This is a genomic window from Bradyrhizobium sp. sBnM-33, assembly GCF_032917945.1.
Taxonomy (GTDB): domain Bacteria; phylum Pseudomonadota; class Alphaproteobacteria; order Rhizobiales; family Xanthobacteraceae; genus Bradyrhizobium.
On the sequence record NZ_CP136624.1, the window covers coordinates 410,148 to 429,026 of the forward strand.

General features: G+C 61.1%; 19 protein-coding genes and 1 tRNA gene. 7 read left to right on the top strand and 13 right to left on the bottom strand.

The window, feature by feature from the left end; translation table 11 throughout:
- Positions 1–71: 71 nt before the first annotated feature.
- The 9 genes from RX328_RS01985 to RX328_RS02025 all read right to left on the bottom strand — a co-directional run bounded on the left by RX328_RS01985 (position 72) and on the right by RX328_RS02025 (position 8,948).
- Positions 72–1,424, bottom strand: a complete 1,353-nt coding sequence (locus RX328_RS01985) for a S41 family peptidase (RefSeq protein WP_213250984.1) — start codon at positions 1,422–1,424, stop codon at positions 72–74.
- Entirely contained in the window at positions 1,421–2,800 is a 1,380-nt protein-coding gene (locus tag RX328_RS01990) for a peptidoglycan DD-metalloendopeptidase family protein (RefSeq protein WP_213250986.1), read from the bottom strand. Before RX328_RS01990 ends, RX328_RS01985 begins: the two co-directional genes overlap by 4 nt.
- Positions 2,801–2,839: 39 nt before the next feature.
- The gene (gene rlmH, locus RX328_RS01995) at positions 2,840–3,322 is read right to left on the bottom strand and encodes a 23S rRNA (pseudouridine(1915)-N(3))-methyltransferase RlmH (protein WP_213250988.1); all 483 of its coding nucleotides are present in this window, start codon (positions 3,320–3,322) and stop codon (positions 2,840–2,842) included.
- Between the two features lie 95 nt (positions 3,323–3,417).
- Positions 3,418–3,771 (bottom strand): ribosome silencing factor, encoded by a 354-nt coding sequence (gene rsfS / locus RX328_RS02000; protein ID WP_213250989.1) that lies wholly within the window; start codon positions 3,769–3,771, stop codon positions 3,418–3,420.
- Positions 3,772–3,977: 206 nt separating this feature from the next.
- Complete coding sequence (locus tag RX328_RS02005) at positions 3,978–4,622, bottom strand: nicotinate-nucleotide adenylyltransferase (RefSeq protein ID WP_213250990.1); 645 nt, start codon at positions 4,620–4,622, stop codon at positions 3,978–3,980.
- 31 nt (positions 4,623–4,653) lie between these two features.
- Positions 4,654–5,946 (bottom strand): glutamate-5-semialdehyde dehydrogenase, encoded by a 1,293-nt coding sequence (locus RX328_RS02010; protein ID WP_213250992.1) that lies wholly within the window; start codon positions 5,944–5,946, stop codon positions 4,654–4,656.
- Positions 5,947–6,064: 118 nt separating this feature from the next.
- Entirely contained in the window at positions 6,065–7,207 is a 1,143-nt protein-coding gene (proB, locus tag RX328_RS02015; RefSeq protein WP_213250995.1) for a glutamate 5-kinase, read from the bottom strand.
- Positions 7,208–7,297: 90 nt separating this feature from the next.
- On the bottom strand, positions 7,298–8,350 hold the full coding sequence (obgE, locus tag RX328_RS02020; RefSeq protein ID WP_213250997.1) for a GTPase ObgE: 1,053 nt from the start codon (positions 8,348–8,350) through the stop codon (positions 7,298–7,300).
- Between the two features lie 115 nt (positions 8,351–8,465).
- Positions 8,466–8,948 carry a MaoC family dehydratase gene (locus RX328_RS02025; protein WP_213250999.1) on the bottom strand — a complete coding sequence of 161 codons (483 nt, stop codon included), beginning with the start codon at positions 8,946–8,948 and terminating at the stop codon, positions 8,466–8,468.
- A 213-nt stretch (positions 8,949–9,161) separates the two neighbouring features.
- On the opposite strand from RX328_RS02025, the gene RX328_RS02030 reads away from it, so the two are divergent.
- Positions 9,162–10,076 carry a DMT family transporter gene (locus RX328_RS02030; protein ID WP_213251002.1) on the top strand — a complete coding sequence of 305 codons (915 nt, stop codon included), beginning with the start codon at positions 9,162–9,164 and terminating at the stop codon, positions 10,074–10,076.
- Between the two features lie 179 nt (positions 10,077–10,255).
- On the opposite strand, the gene RX328_RS02035 is transcribed toward RX328_RS02030, so the two are convergent.
- From RX328_RS02035 to rplU, 3 genes are all read right to left on the bottom strand, one after another.
- Positions 10,256–10,858 carry a GNAT family N-acetyltransferase gene (locus tag RX328_RS02035; RefSeq protein WP_213251005.1) on the bottom strand — a complete coding sequence of 201 codons (603 nt, stop codon included), beginning with the start codon at positions 10,856–10,858 and terminating at the stop codon, positions 10,256–10,258.
- Between the two features lie 123 nt (positions 10,859–10,981).
- The gene (gene rpmA / locus RX328_RS02040) at positions 10,982–11,251 is read right to left on the bottom strand and encodes a 50S ribosomal protein L27 (RefSeq protein WP_028348532.1); all 270 of its coding nucleotides are present in this window, start codon (positions 11,249–11,251) and stop codon (positions 10,982–10,984) included.
- Positions 11,252–11,374: 123 nt separating this feature from the next.
- Positions 11,375–11,755 (bottom strand): 50S ribosomal protein L21, encoded by a 381-nt coding sequence (gene rplU / locus RX328_RS02045; protein ID WP_213251007.1) that lies wholly within the window; start codon positions 11,753–11,755, stop codon positions 11,375–11,377.
- Between the two features lie 395 nt (positions 11,756–12,150).
- Between rplU and RX328_RS02050 the strand changes: the two genes are divergently transcribed.
- From RX328_RS02050 to RX328_RS02065, 4 genes are all read left to right on the top strand, one after another.
- On the top strand, positions 12,151–13,251 hold the full coding sequence (locus RX328_RS02050) for an ROK family protein (RefSeq protein WP_213251010.1): 1,101 nt from the start codon (positions 12,151–12,153) through the stop codon (positions 13,249–13,251).
- Between the two features lie 306 nt (positions 13,252–13,557).
- A tRNA-Ser gene (locus RX328_RS02055) sits at positions 13,558–13,647 on the top strand.
- Between the two features lie 170 nt (positions 13,648–13,817).
- Entirely contained in the window at positions 13,818–14,567 is a 750-nt protein-coding gene (locus tag RX328_RS02060) for a PEP-CTERM sorting domain-containing protein (RefSeq protein ID WP_213251012.1), read from the top strand.
- Between the two features lie 536 nt (positions 14,568–15,103).
- Positions 15,104–16,081 carry a hypothetical protein gene (locus tag RX328_RS02065; protein ID WP_317258607.1) on the top strand — a complete coding sequence of 326 codons (978 nt, stop codon included), beginning with the start codon at positions 15,104–15,106 and terminating at the stop codon, positions 16,079–16,081.
- Between the two features lie 145 nt (positions 16,082–16,226).
- Here RX328_RS02065 and RX328_RS02070 read toward each other — a convergent pair whose 3' ends face one another.
- Positions 16,227–16,832 carry a hypothetical protein gene (locus RX328_RS02070; protein ID WP_213251017.1) on the bottom strand — a complete coding sequence of 202 codons (606 nt, stop codon included), beginning with the start codon at positions 16,830–16,832 and terminating at the stop codon, positions 16,227–16,229.
- A gap of 317 nt (positions 16,833–17,149) precedes the next feature.
- Here RX328_RS02070 and phaP point away from each other — a divergent pair, with 317 nt between their 5' ends.
- Both phaP and RX328_RS02080 read left to right on the top strand, forming a co-directional pair.
- Entirely contained in the window at positions 17,150–17,788 is a 639-nt protein-coding gene (gene phaP / locus RX328_RS02075) for a phasin family protein (protein WP_213251020.1), read from the top strand.
- A gap of 333 nt (positions 17,789–18,121) precedes the next feature.
- A complete protein-coding gene (locus tag RX328_RS02080; RefSeq protein ID WP_213251023.1) occupies positions 18,122–18,463 on the top strand; it encodes a nuclear transport factor 2 family protein in 342 nt (113 codons plus the stop codon).
- Positions 18,464–18,879 lie beyond the last annotated feature (416 nt).

Sequence of the window (18,879 nt, forward strand, 5' to 3'; positions counted from 1 at the left end):
CGGAGGGGCAGGAACCGCAACAAAAAGGCGGCCCGGAGGCCGCCTCTTCACTGAGATTTACGGGGCTATGATCAGTTCGCCGCCTTGGCTGGCTTGTCGACTGCCGCCTTGTCGCCGGTTGCCGGTGCGCTTGCCGTCGACTTGATGCCGTGCAGCAGGTCGGCCGCGGTCTTCAGCGCCTTGTCGTCCTTGGCGTCCGGCGGCACGTAGGATTGCGAGCCGGTCTTCTCGTCGCCATCGTTCTTCAGATGGCCGCGCAGCGAGGCCTCGCCCTTGGTGTCGGTACGCGACTTCAATTCGTCCGGCACGTCCTGCAGCACCTCGATATCGGGCACGATGCCCTTGGCCTGGATCGACTTGCCCGACGGCGTGTAATAGCGCGCGGTGGTGAGGCGCAGCGCGCCGTTGCCGCTGCCGAGCGGGATGATGGTCTGCACCGAGCCCTTGCCGAACGAGCGCGTGCCGACAAGCGTCGCGCGCTTGTGGTCCTGCAGCGCGCCGGCGACGATTTCGGAAGCCGAAGCCGAGCCGCCGTTGACCAGCACGATGATCGGCTTGCCCTTGGTCAGGTCGCCCGAATGGGCGGCGCGGCGCTGCGTCTCCTCGGCATTGCGGCCGCGGGTCGAAACGATCTCACCGCGCTCCAGGAAGGTGTCGGAAACGGTGACCGCTTCCTCCAGCAAGCCGCCGGGATTATTGCGCAGATCGATGATGTAGCCCTTCAGCTTATCGCCGATCTGGTTCGAGAGGTTGCCGATCTCGCGCTTCAGGCCCTCGGTGGTCTGCTCGTTGAAGGTGGTAACGCGGATATAGGCGATGTCGTCCTGTTCGACGCGCGCGCGGACGGAGCGGACCCGGATGTTGTCGCGCACCAGCGTCACTTCGATCGGATTGTCCTGACCCTTGCGGATGATCTTGAGACGGATCTTGGTGTTGACCGGTCCGCGCATCTTCTCGACGGCCTGGTTCAGGGTGAGACCCTGCACGGCTTCGTCGTCGAGATTGGTGATGATATCGTTGGCCATGATGCCGGCCTTCGACGCCGGCGTATCATCGATCGGCGAGACGACCTTGATCAGCCCGTCTTCCATCGTGACCTCGATGCCGAGCCCGCCGAACTCACCGCGGGTCTGTACCTGCATGTCACGGAAGCTTTTGGCGTCCATGTAGCTGGAATGCGGATCGAGGCCGGTCAGCATACCCGAGATCGCCGATTCGACCAGCTTGGAGTCATCGGGTTTCTCGACATAGTCGCTGCGCACGCGCTCGAACACGTCGCCGAACAGATTGAGCTGGCGGTAGGTGTCAGACGTCGCAGCACGCGCACTCGATCCCATCAGCACGGAACGAGGCTGCGTGACGAAGAGCGTCAAAGCCGCACCGGTGGCGGCGCTGAGAAGAATTACAGAAGTCTTGCGCATCATCCGCGAACCTTTTCGCCTTCATTTGCGGCCCACCATGGGCCTGAGTCGATCGGAGTGCCGTCCTTGCGGAACTCGACATAGAGCACCGGCTGGCTCGCGGTCGTCGCGAGAATGGATGCGACTTGGGACGTCGTTCCCATGGTCGCGACCGGCTCTCCCGTAAGTACAAACTGGCCGATGTTTACCGAAATGCGCTCCATCCCGGCGATCAGGACATGATACCCGCCCCCGGCATTGAGGATCAAGAGTTGTCCGTAGCTGCGGAAGGGTCCGGCGTAAACAACCCAGCCGTCACACGGTGTTGTGACCTGAGCCCCGGCGCGGGTCGCCAAAGAAATGCCTTTTTCCACGCCACCCGCGCCGTCGGAACCGCCAAAATCGCGAATCTTGCGGCCATTGACCGGAAAGGCGAACAACCCCTTGGCGGAGGCAAAGGCGATCGCCGGGCTCAGCCGGGCGGGATCTTTCAATGCTCCCAGATTGGGCTTGCCGCCCGGGGCAGCCGGGGCGCCCTGCAGGCTGGCGGTTGCGGCCGCCTTGGCGGCGCTCTTCAAATCCTGCTCCATTTTCGCGATCAGGCCTTGCAAACTGTCGACCTGCCTCGACAGATTGATAGCGCGTGCGCCTTCGGCCTCCATGTCCTTTTCGATCGCGCTCTGCTTGCGCTGTCGTTCTTCCACCAGCGCGGCCAGCCTGACAGAATCGTCCTTCAACCTGTCGCGGTCCCGGGCCAGCACGTCGCGCTCGGTGGCGATGGTCTTGCGCAAGTTCACCAGCTCGCCGAGATCGGTGGCGAGTTTCTCCGCGCGTCCGCGCAGTTCGGGGACTACCGATCCCAGCAGCATGGCAGTGCGCAGCGATTGCAGCGCGTCCTCGGGCCTGACCAGCAGCGCGGGCGGGGTGCGCCGTCCGGCACGCTGCAAGGCGGCCAGCACCTCGACGATTTCGGAGCGGCGTGAATCGAGCGAAGCGCGGATTTGCTGCTCGCGGCTGTCGAGCGGGCGTAGTCGCCCCTCGGTCTCGCCGATGCGTGTCTCGACGTTGCGAACCTGGGTGGCGATGTCGATCAGTTGCTGGTTGAGCTTGGAGCGGTCCTGTCCGATCGCCGCAATATCGGCCTTCAGCTTTTGTTGCAGCTCGGCCGTCTTGCGCTGCTGCTCGCGCGTGGCCTCCAGCTCCTGCTCGCGCTGCTTGATGGCATCGGGGGAAACGGCGGTCGCTTGCTGCGCGGTCGCCGCGGATTGCGCAATCGCCGGCGAAGGCAACATCACGGCGAAGCTTGCGGACAGCAGGATCAGGGGAAACGAGACGGCTGACGTCGGCGCGCCGCGATGGGCGGTGCGAGGGTATGAATGAATGTCCCGCGTTGAATGCATCCGGCTATTCAGTGTTCTCTGTATTCACGTCACCGTGCCTTACGCGCGGTGGTAGGGGTGGCCGGCCAGAATGGTGGCGGCCCGGTAAATCTGTTCAAGAAGCATGACGCGAACCATTTGATGCGGCCAGGTCGCCGAGCCGAACGCAATGCGCAATTTAGCCTTGCGCTGCAAATCGGGCGAAAGTCCGTCCGCGCCGCCGATGACGAAAATTGTGTTGGCAACCCCTTCATCCCGCCAAGCGCCGAGCTGCCGGGCGAAGGTCGCGCTGTCGATGCTCTTGCCGTGCTCGTCCAGCGCCACCAGTACGGACTTCTCAGGTATCGTCGCCAAAATCGCGGCGGCCTCCTCCGATATCCGGGTCGCAGTGTCGCGTGCGCGGCTTTCGGGAATTTCATGGATCGAAAGCCCGCGAAAGCCGAGCTTGCGGCCGATGTCCTCGAAGCGCTCGCGATAGCGCTCGGCCAATTCCTGCTCCGGGCCTTGCTTCAGCCGGCCAATTGAAACCACGACGAGGCGCATGAATGCTGTTTCTGGCGCGCACTTTCCGGCACGCGCGTTTTTCGCGCGCGCTGGAAGACTACATGCGCCTTAGCCGATTCGCATCGGCCGAGGTTTCAGATCGCTGCCGCCGCCGGGTTTTGCGTCCACAACCTTTCAAGGTTGTAGAATTCACGCACCTCGGGTCTGAACACGTGCACGACCACATCGCCGGAATCGATCAGCACCCAGTCGCAATTGGGCAAGCCCTCGACATGGATGTTGTTGATGCCGGTTTCCTTCAGGGCTTTCGTGACGTTTTCCGCGATCGCACCGACATGCCGGTTAACCCGGCCGGTCGTGACGATCATGTAGTCGGAAAAGGCGGATTTGCCGCGAAGGTCGATGGTGATCGTTTCTTCCGCCTTCATATCGTCGAGGCGGGAGAGGATCATATTCAGCGTCTTGTCGGCGTCGGGTTGCGCCTTCAAGGCTGCAGCTTGTGTCGATGTTTTACGCGCGGTCTTGGCGGTCGTGCTCGGAACCTTGGGTAAAACAGACTTGGACTTGGACAATACAGATGTGGCCAGGGACCATTCCTTTCACTGTATCGCGAACGCCGAATCCCGACGTCCGCGGACCATATTAGGCATGTGGGGTTAATGGTTTCAATATTCCAGTGTCCCCACCCGCCGGTTCAAACCGAACTGTCACTTCTTTTTGCCTTCCAGCTCCCGTCGGAGTTCCGCAGGCCCGTCGACGACAGGTTCAGTTTCATGCCGGTGAGGAAAACCCAGGCCGGCGCCTGCTGATCGGCTAGCCGGGCCGCCTGATTCTCGGGCAATCGATACCGTGCCAGCGCCTGGGCAGCCGGCGCGGCGAGCGCCCGGAAACTCTGCGGCGGACGATCGATCACGGCGAGCGGCACCTCGGCAGCGATGCGCCGCCAATCTTTCCAGCGATGGAACTGCGCGAGATTGTCGGCGCCCATGATCCAGACGAAGCGCACGCCGGAAACGCGGCGGCGCAAATGAATGATCGTATCGACAGTGTACTTGGTGCCGATGACAGCTTCGAGACAACTGATGTCGATGCGCGGATCGTCGGCGACGTCGCGCGCGGCGCGCGCCCGTTCGGCAAGGCCGTGCAGCCGGCCGGTATCCTTGAGCGGATTTCCGGGGGTCAGCAGCCACCAAACGCGATCGAGCTTCAAGCGCTTCAACGCAAACAGGCTGATGGCGCGATGCGCCGCGTGCGGCGGATTGAACGAGCCGCCGAGCATGCCGACGCGCATGCCATTGGTATGGAAGGGAATGTCTTGCGCGGCGGATTGCAATTTCATCGGACGGGTCACCGCGGGCGCGGGCTTGCGGTCACGGCCGCGTCTGCCCGGTGCCGTGAACGCGGTATTTGAAGCTGGTCAGTTGCTCGGCTCCGACCGGCCCGCGGGCGTGGAATTTTCCGGTGGCAATCCCGATCTCTGCGCCGAAGCCGAACTCGCCGCCGTCGGCGAACTGCGTCGAAGCGTTATGCAGCACGATCGCCGAATCGACTTCGCTGAGAAACTTCTCGGCCGTCTTGGCGTCTTCGGCCACGATCGCATCGGTGTGGCGCGAGCCGTGGTTCTGGATATGCGCGATCGCCGCGTCGACCCCGTCAACGACACGGGCGGCGATGATGGCGTCAAGATATTCGGTATCCCAATCCTCGTCGGTCGCCGGCTTCACCCGCGCGTCGACCTTCTGCACGACGTCGTCGCCGCGCACCTCGCAGCCGGCCTCCACCAGCATCTCGATCAGCGGCTTCAGATTGGCGGCGGCGCCCGCGAGATCGACCAGCAGCGTCTCCGCGGCGCCACAGACGCCGGTGCGGCGCATCTTGGCGTTCAGCACGATCGACTTAGCCATTTCGAGATCGGCGGTGCGATCGACATAGACGTGGTTGACGCCTTCGAGATGCGCAAACACCGGCACGCGCGCTTCCGCTTCAACCCGCGCCACCAGGCTCTTGCCGCCGCGCGGTACGATCACGTCGATGCCGCCGTTCAATCCGGATAGCATCAGCCCGACCGCCGCGCGGTCGCGCGTCGGCACCAGCGTGATCGCCGCTTCCGGCAGGCTGGCCTCGCGCAGGCCCTGTACGAGGGCTTCGTGAATCGCCCGGCAGGAACGGAAGCTGTCGGAGCCGCCGCGCAGGATCACGGCATTGCCGGACTTCAGGCACAGCACGCCGGCGTCAGCCGTGACATTGGGGCGGCTCTCGAAAATCACGCCGATCACGCCGAGCGGCACGCGCACGCGCTCAATGGTCATGCCGTTCGGTCGTTGCCAGCTCTCGGTGACGGTGCCGACCGGATCGGGAATGCCGCGCACCGTCGCAACGCCGTCCGCCATCGCGTCGATGCGCGCCGGTGTCAGCGTCAGGCGGTCGATGAAGGCCGAGGTCGCGCCTGTGGCGCGCACCTCTGCGACGTCCTCGGCATTGGCCGTGAGGATCTTTGCCGTGTTGGCGCGAATTGCGCGCTCGATCGCCTCCAGCGCCCGGTCCTTCTGCTCCGGCGGCGCCAGCGCCAGCACCCGCGCGGCCTCGCGCGCATGGGAAGCGAGGTCGGTCATCAAAGCGGGCAGATCGGCGTTACCGTCGATTGCCTTCAAGGGGGCGGTCATCACAGGTCTCAAGGTCTAGAGTAAGGCTATGTCCTAGCACGGAAATCCCGCTGTTGCGAGGTCCGGAACCAGCATGGCTGGCTGCCCGGTACCGGCAAACGGCCACTCGGCCATTGGCCTACTTGGCCGGAATGGCTCCGCTCGGGCCTACCACCAAATCGTCGCGGTGGATCATTTCTGCCCGGCCGCTGATGCCGAGAATCGCCATCACGTCCGGGGAGGAGCGGCCTTTGATCTTCTCCGCATCCTCGGCGTCGTAGGCGACGAGGCCGCGGCCGATCTCGTGGGTGTCGGGGCCGCGCACCACCACGGCATCGCCGCGGGCGAACTGGCCGTCGATCCGGGTCACGCCGGCCGGCAGCAAGCTTTTGCCGGCGCGCAGCGCCGCGACCGCGCCGGCATCAATGGTCAGCGTGCCCTTCGGCTCCAGCGAGCCCGCGATCCAGCGTTTTCGCGCGGTGACGGGATTGGCCGGCGTCAGGAACCAGGTGCAGCGTCCGCCATCTGATATCGCCTGTAGCGGATGCTCGATCTTGCCCGAGGCGATCAGCATATGCGTGCCTGATGTGGTCGCAATCTTCGCTGCCTCGATCTTGGTGAACATGCCGCCGCGCGACAGTTCGGATTCGGCGGCGCCCGCCATCGCCTCGATTTCCGACGTGACCGACTCGACGATCGGGATCAGTTTTGCGTTGGGATTGGCGCCGGGCGGCGCGTCATAGAGCCCGTCGATATCGGACAACAGAATCAGCAGATCGGCGCTCGTCATGGTGGCGACGCGCGCAGCGAGGCGATCATTGTCGCCGTAGCGGATTTCGTTGGTCGCAACCGTGTCGTTCTCGTTGATCACAGGTACTGCGCGCCATTCCAGCAGTTTGGCGATGGTCGAGCGCGCGTTGAGATAGCGCCGGCGCTCCTCGGTGTCCTGCAGCGTTACCAGGATCTGTCCGGCGCCGATGCCATAAGCGCCGAGCACTTCCGACCAGATCCGCGCCAGCGCGATCTGCCCTACCGCCGCAGCGCCCTGGCTTTCTTCCAGCTTCAGCGTGCCGCGCGGCAGCTTCAACCGGCTGCGGCCGAGCGCGATCGAGCCTGACGAGACGACGAGAACATCGCGGCCTTCGCCGTGCAGCTTGGCGATATCGGCGGCCAGCGCGGACAGCCATGCCGAACGGACTTCGCCTGCATTGGAGTCGATGAGCAGCGAGGAGCCGACCTTGACGACAATGCGGCGGAAGTTTTTGAGCGCGGGGCGTTTCATGATGCGGTCGGGTGATGCGGATGGTCGGAAGCAATACGCGCCGGTTTCCCGATTTGGAAGTGGCGCGTGCCGCGGGAGGCTAACTTTGTATCAGCCCTGCGGCGGCGGGACCGGCGCCCACGGGTCCTGACCGCCCTTGGCCTTCAGCGAAACCGGGGCCTCGCCGATCACCTCGACCAGCGCGTTGAGCGCTTCTGGCACGCCGTCGCCGGTAGCGGCGGAAAACAACAGCGGCGTCTTCTTCGCCGCGCGTTTCAGCCGGTCTTTCTGCTTCTTCAATTCATCCGGCGCGACCGCGTCGATCTTGTTCAGCGCGACGATCTCGATCTTCTCGGCGAGATGGCCCTCATAGGCTTCGAGTTCGGTCCGCACCGTCTTGTAGGCCTTGCCGGCATGTTCGCAGGTCGCGTCGATCAAATGCAGCAGCACGCGGCAGCGCTCGACATGGCCGAGGAAGCGGTCGCCGAGGCCGGCGCCTTCATGTGCGCCCTCGATCAGGCCGGGAATATCAGCGAGCACGAATTCGCGGCCCTGCGCATTCACGACGCCGAGTTGCGGATGCAGCGTGGTGAAGGGATAGTCGGCGATCTTCGGTTTGGCCGCGCTGACGACGGAGAGAAAGGTCGACTTGCCGGCATTGGGCAGGCCGACGAGGCCGGCGTCCGCAATCAGTTTGAGCCGCAGCCAGATCCAGCGTTCCTCGCCTTCCTGCCCGGGGTTGGCGTTGCGTGGTGCGCGATTGGTGGAGGATTTGAAATGCGCGTTGCCAAAACCGCCATTGCCGCCTTCGGCAAGCACGAATTTTTCGCCGAGCTTGGTGAAGTCGTGGATCAGCGTTTCGCGGTCCTCGTCGAAGATCTGCGTGCCGACCGGCACTTTCAGAACGATCGGTTTGCCGTTGGCGCCATGGCGGTCCTTGCCCATGCCATTGGTGCCCTTCTGCGCCTTGAAGTGCTGCTGGTAGCGATAGTCGATCAGCGTGTTCAGCCCATCGACCGCCTCGACGATGACGTCGCCGCCGCGGCCGCCATTGCCGCCGGAGGGCCCGCCGAACTCGATGAACTTCTCGCGGCGGAACGCCACGCAGCCGTTGCCGCCGTCGCCGGAACGGATATAGACCTTTGCCTCGTCAAGGAATTTCATGATTTGTACTAGTTAGGGCAGGGGCCCCCGCGCGGCAACCCTCAAGGCTCGCAACATTGGCGAAAAGCCTTAATTTTCGGGCTTTTTTCGGTTTCGAACCGGAAGCCACGGCTTCCTACGGGGCCGGTCGCCGGCGAACCAGGAACTTCTGCATTCCTTCCAGCACGAGCTCCTTGCGCTGGTTGAACACGGTCGAGCGCAGTGTCACCACGCCGGTCGAGCGGCCCGGAACGAGTTCGATCACTTCGAGCGCGGGGTAGATGGTGTCACCGGCATAGACCGGTTTCAGGAACTTGCTCGACTGCTCGAGGAAGCCGACCAGCGATTCCTCGACGAGATAGGGAAACAGGCCTGCACCCGGCGCGGTGTGGACCAAGGTCTGGAAGCCATGCGCGAGCAGGTCCGGCATGCCGCGGGCGCGGCAATATTCGACATCGTAATGGATCGGATGGGTATCGCCGCTCGCGGTCTGGAACGCGGCGAACACCGCCGATGTCTGGGTCCGGCTAGGAATGACGAAGCGTTCGCCGAGCACAAAATCCTCGAACCAGCGCTGTTCGCTCACCATGCGATGCTGGGCGGGGTCGAACACGGTCATGTCGGATTTCCTGCCGATTTTGGAGCGATACCGGTACCGCAGCGCTGTGGCTGCGGCAATCGATCCGTCTCAATTCGTCGTCTCCAGGCAATAGCGCGAAGCGCATCTTCGCGCTAAATGTCCCTTGCACCCACGTCTTTACAACGTGCTGCGCAAAAAAGTGGATGGCCGGGACCCGCTGGCCATGACGAAGAGCAAAAAGCAGGAAACGTCATGAGCCTGTTCGGCAAGATCTCGACCTATGACGAGCGCTCGGCGCGCCTCGCCGGCATTGGATTGATGCTGCTGTCGATCTTCATGTTCTCGTTCGGCGATGCGCTCGGAAAATTCATGGTCGCGACCTATTCGGTCGGGCAGTTGCTTTGGCTGCGCGCCTGCGCGGCGCTGCTGGTGCTATTGCCGGTGATCTGGAAGCAGCGCGCCGAGTTCTCGCGTCTTGAGCGGCCGTGGCTGCAGCTATTGCGCGTGACGCTCTCGACGCTCGAAGTCGCGGCGTTCTTTCTCGCCACCGTCTATCTGCCGCTCGCCGACGTCATCACCTATTACCTCGCTTCGCCGATCTTCGTCACCGCGCTCTCCGGCATCGTGCTCGGCGAGCACGTCGGCTGGCGGCGCTGGACGGCGATCCTGATCGGATTCTGCGGCGTTCTGATCGCACTGCGTCCGTCCACGCAGACCGTGAGTTGGCCGGCGATGATCGCGCTCGGCGGCAGTCTGTCGTTCGCGTTCCTGATGCTGATCACGCGCTCGCTGCGGGACACGCCGGATATCGTGCTGACGACGTCGCAGTTCGGCGGCACATTCCTGCTCGGCGCGCTGATGTCGCCAATCGGCTGGGTGACGCCCACCCTCGGCAGCCTCGTCCTGTTCGCTGCGGCGGGAGTAGTTTCCGTCGTCGCGCTGTTGTGCATCAACCGTTCGCTGAAGCTGGCGCCGGCCAGCGTCGTGGTGCCGTATCAATATTCGATGATCGTGTGGGCGGTGATCTTCGGCTTTGTCGTGTGGGGCGACGTGCCGTCGATCTCAACCCTGGTCGGTGCGTCCATCATCATCGGTGCGGGCATTTATATCTTCCTGCGAGAGCAGCAGCTTGGGCGCGAGGAACCGGTGGTCAATCCGCCAGCGTGAAGTTCACGCCCGCGGTCATTCCGGGGCGATGCGCAGCATCGAACCCGGAATCTCGAGATTCCGGGTCTGGTCCTTCTGACATCCCGGAATGACAGAAGACTTCGGATTGCTTCGTGGCTTTGCTCCCTTGCGCAAACGCTTCGCGTTTGTCGCAGGCAACGACGAAAACTAGGACGAAACTAGCGCTCTCTTCTCGTCGAGCTTCCCCAGTTCTTCAGCGATGCCCACACGCTGCGTGTCAGGCGGAAGCGGTCGACCGGGGTCGAGGATCCCAGCGCTTCGAAGCGGTGCAACTCGACGCCGCTCCACTGGAAGCCGCATTTCTCCAGGATGTTTCGCGACCCCGGGTTGGCGACGCGGGCGCCCGAAACGAGATGCTCGGCATCGAATTCTTCGAAGAAGAAGTCGATCACCGCGCGCGCAGCTTCAGTGCCGAAGCCCTGGCCCCAATGCGCGACGCCGAGCCAGTAGCCGAGCTCCGGCGCGTCCGGGTCAGCGCGGTCGATGCCGACCATCCCGATCGGTGAGTAGTTATGTTCGATCAGAAAAACCGTCTCGCTGTTATCGGTAGCCTTCGCGCGCACGAACTCGACCGCGTGGTCCTGCAGGTAGGGGTGCGGCAGGCGGCGGGTGTTTTCCGCAATGCGGCGATCATTGGCGAGACGCGCAATCGCTTTTACGTCCGCGAGCGTCGGCCGACGCAGCGTCAGCCGTTCGGTCTCGAGGACGCAGCTACTCGCTTGACGCAAGGTCGGGGTCTGGATCGGGATGTCCTGCAACATGTCGGGCTCCTGATTGCGAATATGCGCAAATTAAAAAAGGGAGGCCGGTTTCCCGCCTCCCCTGGAGCCCATTTCGACTCCGCCGGTTCAACAGGATCCGGCAGACTCGATTATGTCCACCGTCTATTCGGCCGCCTCCGTCATCGGAACTACCGATACGAAAGTGCGACCATTGGCTTTTGCACGGAACTCGACATGACCCTCGACCTTGGCAAAGAGAGTATGGTCGGTGCCCATGCCGACATTAAGGCCGGGATGCCAGGTGGTGCCGCGCTGACGCGCGATAATGTTGCCGGGAATCACGTGTTCGCCGCCATACGCCTTGATGCCAAGGCGCTTGCCCGCTGAATCGCGTCCGTTTCGCGATGATCCGCCTGCTTTTTTGTGAGCCATGGCCCGTCTCCGACTTCTCGAATATTTCTAGATCAATTCCTTGACGGAATCATTTCATTTTTTGTTGCGCTTCAACTTTTCGTCGAAGCGCATCACTTCTTGTCGCTCTTGCCTTCGCGGCGTCTACGACGCTTCAGCGGCGGGAGCGGCGACCTTTTCCCTCTTCGGCCGCGGGCCGATCGAAGGCTTGGCGTTATCGGTCAGGATCTCGGTGACGCGAAGCACCGTGATCTCGTCGCGATAGCCGCGCTTGCGGCGCGAATTCTTGCGGCGACGTTTCTTGAACGCGATCACCTTCGGGCCACGCTTGTGGTCCAGCACTTCGGCCGCAACGGAAGCGCCTGCCACCGTCGGCGCGCCCAGCACCGGCGTGTCACCGCCGACCACCAGAACTTCACCAAGCTGCACGATCGTGCCGACTTCGCCGGCGATCTTGCCTATCTCGAGCACATCATCCGGAACGACGCGGTACTGCCGGCCGCCGGTTTTGATGACTGCGAACATCGTTTTTTTCCTTCGTGTTCGATCCCGGCCTCGGACGTATTCCCGAAAGGGCTGTCCGGGTCGGCTTTTTGGTCAGTCGTTATGGGTACGATTTTCGCGCGGCCGGGGAGCAAACCCCGTAAGATTTCGCGCAAAAACAAGTGGCGCGAGAAATCCCGCGCCGGATGCGGGGACTTATAGCCCGAGAACGCCGCGAGTCAAGGCGAAACGGCCTGAAAATCGGCCAAAAATGAGGGATTTGGCCCGAAAGGGCGAATGGCGAGCAGCGAATGGCGAAGAATAGGGCTACTTGTTCGCCGCTCCCATTCGCTATTCGCCACTCGCCATTCGCTCCCGCTTGAAACCAACGGGTTCCCCGCCCGTTGTCGCCAGCGAGATACGGCAGGGTGAGGGCAATGGCAGAAGACATCACTACCAGCACGAGCATCGCCCGCCACGGGGCCAGCCGCCTGCCGTCGGTGGAGGTCGACAGTTTCAACGTCGAACTGAAGGACGACGAGGGCTTTCTCGGGGACCGCGCCAGCAAGGGGGCCTTCCGCAAGATATTGGACGACTTGCGCAAGCCGCTGAAGAAAAACGGCGACGATCCCTTGGGCAAAAAATCCAGCGGCGACATCGCCAAGAGCGAACTCGACGAGGCGCTGATCGGCGCCGATGTCGGCGCAGCCGCGCTGGTGCACAGCGCGATCGAAGAATTCGCCCAGGAGCTGGCCTATGTGACGCAGCGGTTTCTCAAGACCAAGGCCTGGGCTGACACCGAGCGCATCGTGGTCGGGGGCGGCTTTCGGCAAAGCCGGGTCGGCGAGCTCGCGATTGCGCGTACCGACCTCATCCTGAAGGCAGAGGATTTCGAGGTCGATCTGCTGCCGATCCGCTTTCATCCCGATGACGCCGGTCTGATCGGCACGCTGCATCTGGCGCCGTCCTGGATATTCGAAGGCCATGACAGCATTCTTGCGGTCGACATTGGCGGCACCAACATCCGCTGCGGCGTCGTGGAGACCAGCTGGAAGCAGGCGCCCGATCTGTCCAAGGCTGACGTCTGGACGTCCGAGCTGTGGCGGCATGCCGACGATGAGCCGACGCGCGAAGGCGCGGTCAAGCGGCTGGTGAAGATGCTGAAGGACCTGATCGACGCTGCGGAAACCGAAGGCCTGAAACTTGCGCCCTTCATCGGCATCGCGTGCCCCGGCGTCATTAACGAGGATGGCTCCATCGAGAAGGGCGCACAGAACCTGCCCGGCAACTGGGAAAGCAGCAAGTTCAACCTGCCGGCAAGCCTGGTGGAGGCGATCCCGCAGATTGGCGATCACGACACCGCCGTGCTGATGCACAATGACGGCGTGGTGCAGGGCCTTTCCGAAGTTCCCTTCATGCAGGATGTCGAGCGCTGGGGCGTGCTGACCATCGGCACCGGGCTCGGCAATGCGCGCTTCACTAACAGGCGGAAGGCCAACGGCAAGGACGAGAAGAAGGCGAAAAAGAGCCGGGATTGATCGTTTTCGCGGGAGGTAAGGTTGACTGGTTAGGTTAAAAACGGGTTAGCGTTGCCGTTTCCGCAGCCGTTGCTACCGTCATTTCGTCGCTCCGGCTGACCGGCGAAGCCGCACTTCCCGGCCAGGATTTCAAAGCAGCGGCACGGGACCGCCAGTTTTTTGTCGCGTCTGGCGGTCCCACCATTTTTCCAAAAGCCGCCCGGTCCGCTTTTGGCGAATTTCTCCGCCGCGCGCCTTGTCTGCCCCGGCTTCCTCGCCTAGAACACGGCCCGACCGCAGGGCCGAATCCGGCCCGCCTTGGCGCCTGGAGAGGTGGCAGAGTGGTTGAATGCACCGCACTCGAAATGCGGCATAGGTGCAAGCCTATCGGGGGTTCGAATCCCTCCCTCTCCGCCATTGTAAACAGTTAAGCTTTTGAATTTGCTTATTTATTTTCATGCCCTTTGGCATGAGTCCCCAAATCAGCCCCCAGACCCTGCTGTTTCTTCCGCGCCCTCAAATCGGCTGGCTGGCATTGACACAACGCGCGCGGGAACACGAGATAAGATGTTCAGGGGGGCGGGGTCATGAGATTTAGACTGGCTTTAGGCTTTGCTGCGTTGCTGTGCATTGGCACGATAGCCCATGCCAGCACAGTTACTCTAAGCACAAACGATGCCTCTGTAGTTTCTCAGCTTGGGAAGGCGGGGCAGGGATGGTGGAGCTTAGATACTCCAAACATATTGACCAACACGAACTACATTACTGGAACATCCCCCAACGTAAGTCCCGGCGTAGATTTTAGCTATCGAAGCTTTTTTACATTCGATCTGAGTAACCCTGTGCTTCAGGGTCAGACAATAACGGGCGCAAAGCTTAAACTTCAGGCTTTCGTCGGCACAGGGTATAACGATGGCGGTCTGATTTCGTTTTTTGACGTAAACACCAGTGTATCGGTGCTCAATCATACCGTCGGTATCGCACCTCTCGCAATTTGGAATGACTTGGGAAGTGGCGTCAGCTATGGCACCGGCACAGCTGGATCACCAAGTCAACCAGTAGACTTCCATCCGACCGACATTTTGGACTTTCAATTAAATAGCGCGGCTATCGCGGACCTCAATAACGCGATTGGGAATGGGTTGTTCTCCATTGGCGCTACCAAGGCGTTGAGAGAAATATTCAGCAGTTCGGGTGCCAACGGCAATCAGCAGTTGGTGTTGGAAGTATCACCGGCCGTCCCCGAACCCTCAACATGGGCGATGCTGCTGATTGGCTTCGCTGGCATCGGCTTCATGGCTTATCGTCGCAATAAGATGGCGCTACAGGCTGCCTGAACTCAAAGCACGAGCGGCTCGGATGAGGCCGGAAATCTCACGGCGTCGAGCAACGACCTCTGCCGAATAGTGCCCATGCTTGTATGCGTGCTGATTACCCTTTGGCGCACCGAGCGACGGACCGCCATCATCTACCGTTTGCCATCGCCGGGGCCTGGCACGACTTCCCGCTCCGTGTTCGCGCTCCGCATCCCTTTGGTCTGGTGCATAGGTAATTGCATTGGGGTTGATTCTCCAGTTTCGTTTGCATCCCGTCCCCCGCCACTAGCCGCTGGTGCGTTCTGCGATTTTGCGCTGCGGGGGGCAGCGGCGACCGGCTCTGAGGAATGCACTGGCGTTACTTCGTATCCTGATGGCGCAATACGGCCGTGTCGGCGTCTCGGAGCGGCGAGCATGGCGAGCTCCCGAAAGACCGCGCCTGAGGGACGAAGGCGAATCGTGCGGTTCCCCGGCCCAAGTGAAAACAAGATTTCTCCGCTTTTTGGACCTCGATAGCAGGGTACATCGACAAGAACATTCAGAGGAGGCATCACCCAATGCCGACGAAAGACGGTTTTAATCCAGACCATCCTTTGCCTCTCTTTCTCGCCGATGAACCTGAGCAGCAGGGTATCGGGAAAGATTGGGACAGAGCTGCTATCTCGTCGCGAGTCCTCAAGACAAGTATTTTGGTTGCAACGGCGACAGCGATCGGTATCGCGATACTATCGGTGGGAAATCCCGTGACGCTCCTTGCGGACGTCACGGCTTCGCTAGTCGACAAATCAGCGCTTCAGCCCGGCACCGATCAGTCGACGCCAACAATTCAATCTACCGCCGACGCTCAGGCTTTGCCGACCGCAAAGGACGCGCCGACCCACGACGAAATTGCTGCCGCCTCTGGATCCGTCGGTCAGAGTCAGACGGAAAATAGTGAGCCATCGTCTGAAGCCTTGCTTAGGCAATTCGAAGCTTGGGCAGCCGAGAAAGATGCGCAGGCACAGGTCGGGCCCGTACAGTCCGTTCAAGATGCCCCGGCACAGATTGTGCAAAGTGCCCCGGCACAGGTTGCGAGGCAATTCGAAGCTTGGGCAGCCGAGAAAGATGCGCAGGCACAGGTCGGGCCCGTACAGTCCGTTCAAGATGCCCCGGCACAGATTGTGCAAAGTGCCCCGGCACAGGTTGCGAGGCAATTCGAAGCTTGGGCAGCCGAGAAAGATGCGCAGGCACAGGTCGGGCCCGTACAGTCCGTTCAAGATGCCCCGGCACAGGTTGTGCAAAGTGCCCCGGCACAGGTTGCGGAAGATACCCGAGCATCTCTCAAGCCCAAGCAAAAGCCCCGACACGTCCGCGCCCTCCATAATGCACGGGCAGAGATGCGGCCCGTGCACAATCCCCGAAAGAAAGTCCGGCGGGAGCAAAATTCACGGGTACAGGACCCGCCCGCACAAGAAGCTCGAGCACCCCAACAGGGCCAGTTTGTGCAAAATGCCCAGCCTCCGTCGTTCCTGCAAACCTTCGGTTGGCGCAACTAGGCATAGCAAGTCTCCTTGGCGTTCTGAGTAGCCCGGCGACGCCAGATCAACTGAGCCCGGATCTCCCCATCAAAGGGGTTTTGAAACCGATATGCGCGCGCGAGAGAATCGAAATCTCTAGGCTAACTTCAAAGGGTCTATTGATTTATAAGAAGAAATTCTTTCCTAGCTTTGCGGCCAGAGCGGCGCATCCGTAGTCGAGAATTTCCTCATACCGATCGTATCGATCGACGTGGCGATTGTAGGTCGCCCACCGCATCCACTTCGGCTTAGGTGGCAAATCCCATTCGTCTGGATCGAGGTCGGCAATCAGTCGCGACTTGATCCGCTCCTTTCCAGCGTGCGCCCGATTTGTCGCATCGTTGAATTGCGATTGATAAGCGACCTGTCGGCCCCAGGTTTGCCGGCTACAAAATCGTGTCGCCCCGGATGGCTTCCATAAGACAGAGACGGGCCGATTCCTGACAGGGCAAACAAAGTACCATTGCCGCCCACCGAAATGCCGCGGACGGGCAACGAGAGTGATCCACTGATCGAGGCTGCCAAGCTGAATACGAAACCAGCCTTGGTCTTTGCCGCTCATGTCCGCGCTAATCATTCCCGTAGCAACGTCGCCCCAATAGGAGTGCGTCCACGTAATTCCTCGAACGCCGATGTTCGCCCCGTTGCGGACAAATCCCTTTCGAGCGAGCCGGCTCAGATCCAGCTTCAGTCCGTCTTGCAAACAGACGCGTAGGCGCGGGCGTGCCATTCGAGGCTCCAGGTTAGGCCTCGAAATAGTGGTTCGCAATTTGGGGGGCAAGAGAGCAAGAAGAATGCCCACAACGATGACGAAGACAGTTTCAGCAAGAGTATTTGTTCAGCAGAGCGTATTGCTGAGCCTCGCGACGTGAGTAGCCAGCCAATTTGCAGCAAGCGAAGAGCCAGTCTGCGGCATAACTTGACCATCCATCGTTCCTAACGACGTCGGCGGAAAAGACTGGCGGCTTAGGAACGGTCTCACCCAGCGCGCGTTCTCGGCAAGGAGCTGGGGCAAGTCATCAACCTGCAATCAGCGGAGAAACAAAGATGGCAAATCCACGCCAGGAGGACAAGGCTACTCAAGGTATGGAAGACGCAGCCCGCCGCGCCGGCGAGAGGACTGCTGAGCAGACCACCCGTATCGGACAAGCTGCAGCCGATCAGACGGCGACGGTCGGGCAAGCTGCGGCTGAAGCCGGTGAGCAAGTGGCTCGAGCAAGTGCGGACCTGCTCAAGCAAAACGTCGAGACGTTGCAGAACGCATGGCGCTTCGGCCTGGAAGCCGCGACCTCAGCCATGGGACGGTCTACCGAGCAATTTGGTCGGACGCTCGGCGTGTCAGGAGAAGGGGTGCAACAGGCAACGAAGGCAACGGAACGGTCGGCGCGCAACGCGCAAACGCTGCTTTACACAGGTACCGCTGCTGCCAGAGTGGTGGGTGGAATGTCTCAAGAGTACTTCCAGATGGTTCGGCATCAAGTCGAGAAGAACATGGACCGCATGAATGAGTTGTGGTCCTGCCGAACTCCTCAGGACTTTGCAGCAGTACAAAGTGACATGGTGCGAGAGACCGTGGAATCCGCCCTGGAGAGCGGCCGTCGGATAGCCGATATGTCGCTCAAAATGGCCGACGACGCCGGAAAGCAGATCAAACAAAGTATGGAAGAGATCCGGCGCACCGCCTAACCCGGGCGTGCAGTTTCCACTTTGAAAAAGAGCGGCTGCTGTCAGCCGCTCTTGCCATTCTGGGCGGCGAGATTTTTGAGCCAAGCCAACGCATAGAATGGCGTCCAGAATGGCGCGGCCCACCAGCACCAAACCGAAAGACCTTCATATGAAAGCGGACGGTCCAAGCGCTGGATGAAGGTGATAGCCAGGATAGTCAAGCAATGAAGCGTGTCGAAGATCAAACTTTCTAACGATCCGTTTCCAAGATGTGTTGGCTGCTCAGCAAGTCATTCAGTTACTGTTCATCGGTAACTTCTTGAATCGCGTCTTTCATGGCATGTAGGTAGGGGCATGAGCACCTTTGACCCGATGGCCGCTGCGATCGATTGGCTTGATGCCTACCGAGCGGCCTCTTTTTCCATTGTGGATCTGTACGCCGAACTTGCATCGTTAGGGTGCGCGTGTGGCGGTCGGAAGATTATGGTTGGACACGACGCGATTACCGCATATTGGGAGCAGCGCTTCAGAGAAAAGCCAGCTGGAGAGCTTGTGGACCTGCAGCACACGGGGCCGGACATTGTTGTCGGCTATAGAGTGCCGGACGGGGTGGTCCAAGCACTCTTGCGCTTCGATGATGTGGGGAAAATCGAACGAAGTCGTTGTGGTCCGCTTAGCGGCGACCCCTTATGGTAAACTATATGTGTGCCCTGGATTGATACCGCGACGACCATCTAAACAGTCCTCACGGTATCAAGCGAAGGCACCGTGAGGCTCTTTCGCGCTGTTTCACGCAGCAAAGATAACGAAAAAATCGGAGAAGCGGGTTACGGCGTCGCGAACCGTGCAAAATCTATCTCTCCGCGAGCCTTTGGATAGTACTCGCCGTCGTCAGACAGTGGTGCAACATAGCGGACTAGTGAGTTGGCCGCATCATGCTGATGCCAAAAGCAAAGGCCAGGTGCATGGAACAGCAGGATAGATTCCATGTCTTGGTGCTTCGCGGTTGCATCGACAACACAGTGGGCAACGATACGGCGTTGGTACTGTGAAAGGCCTTCTAACTGACGCAGTAACGAAAACTCCGTTACATATACATACCTTGGCACTTT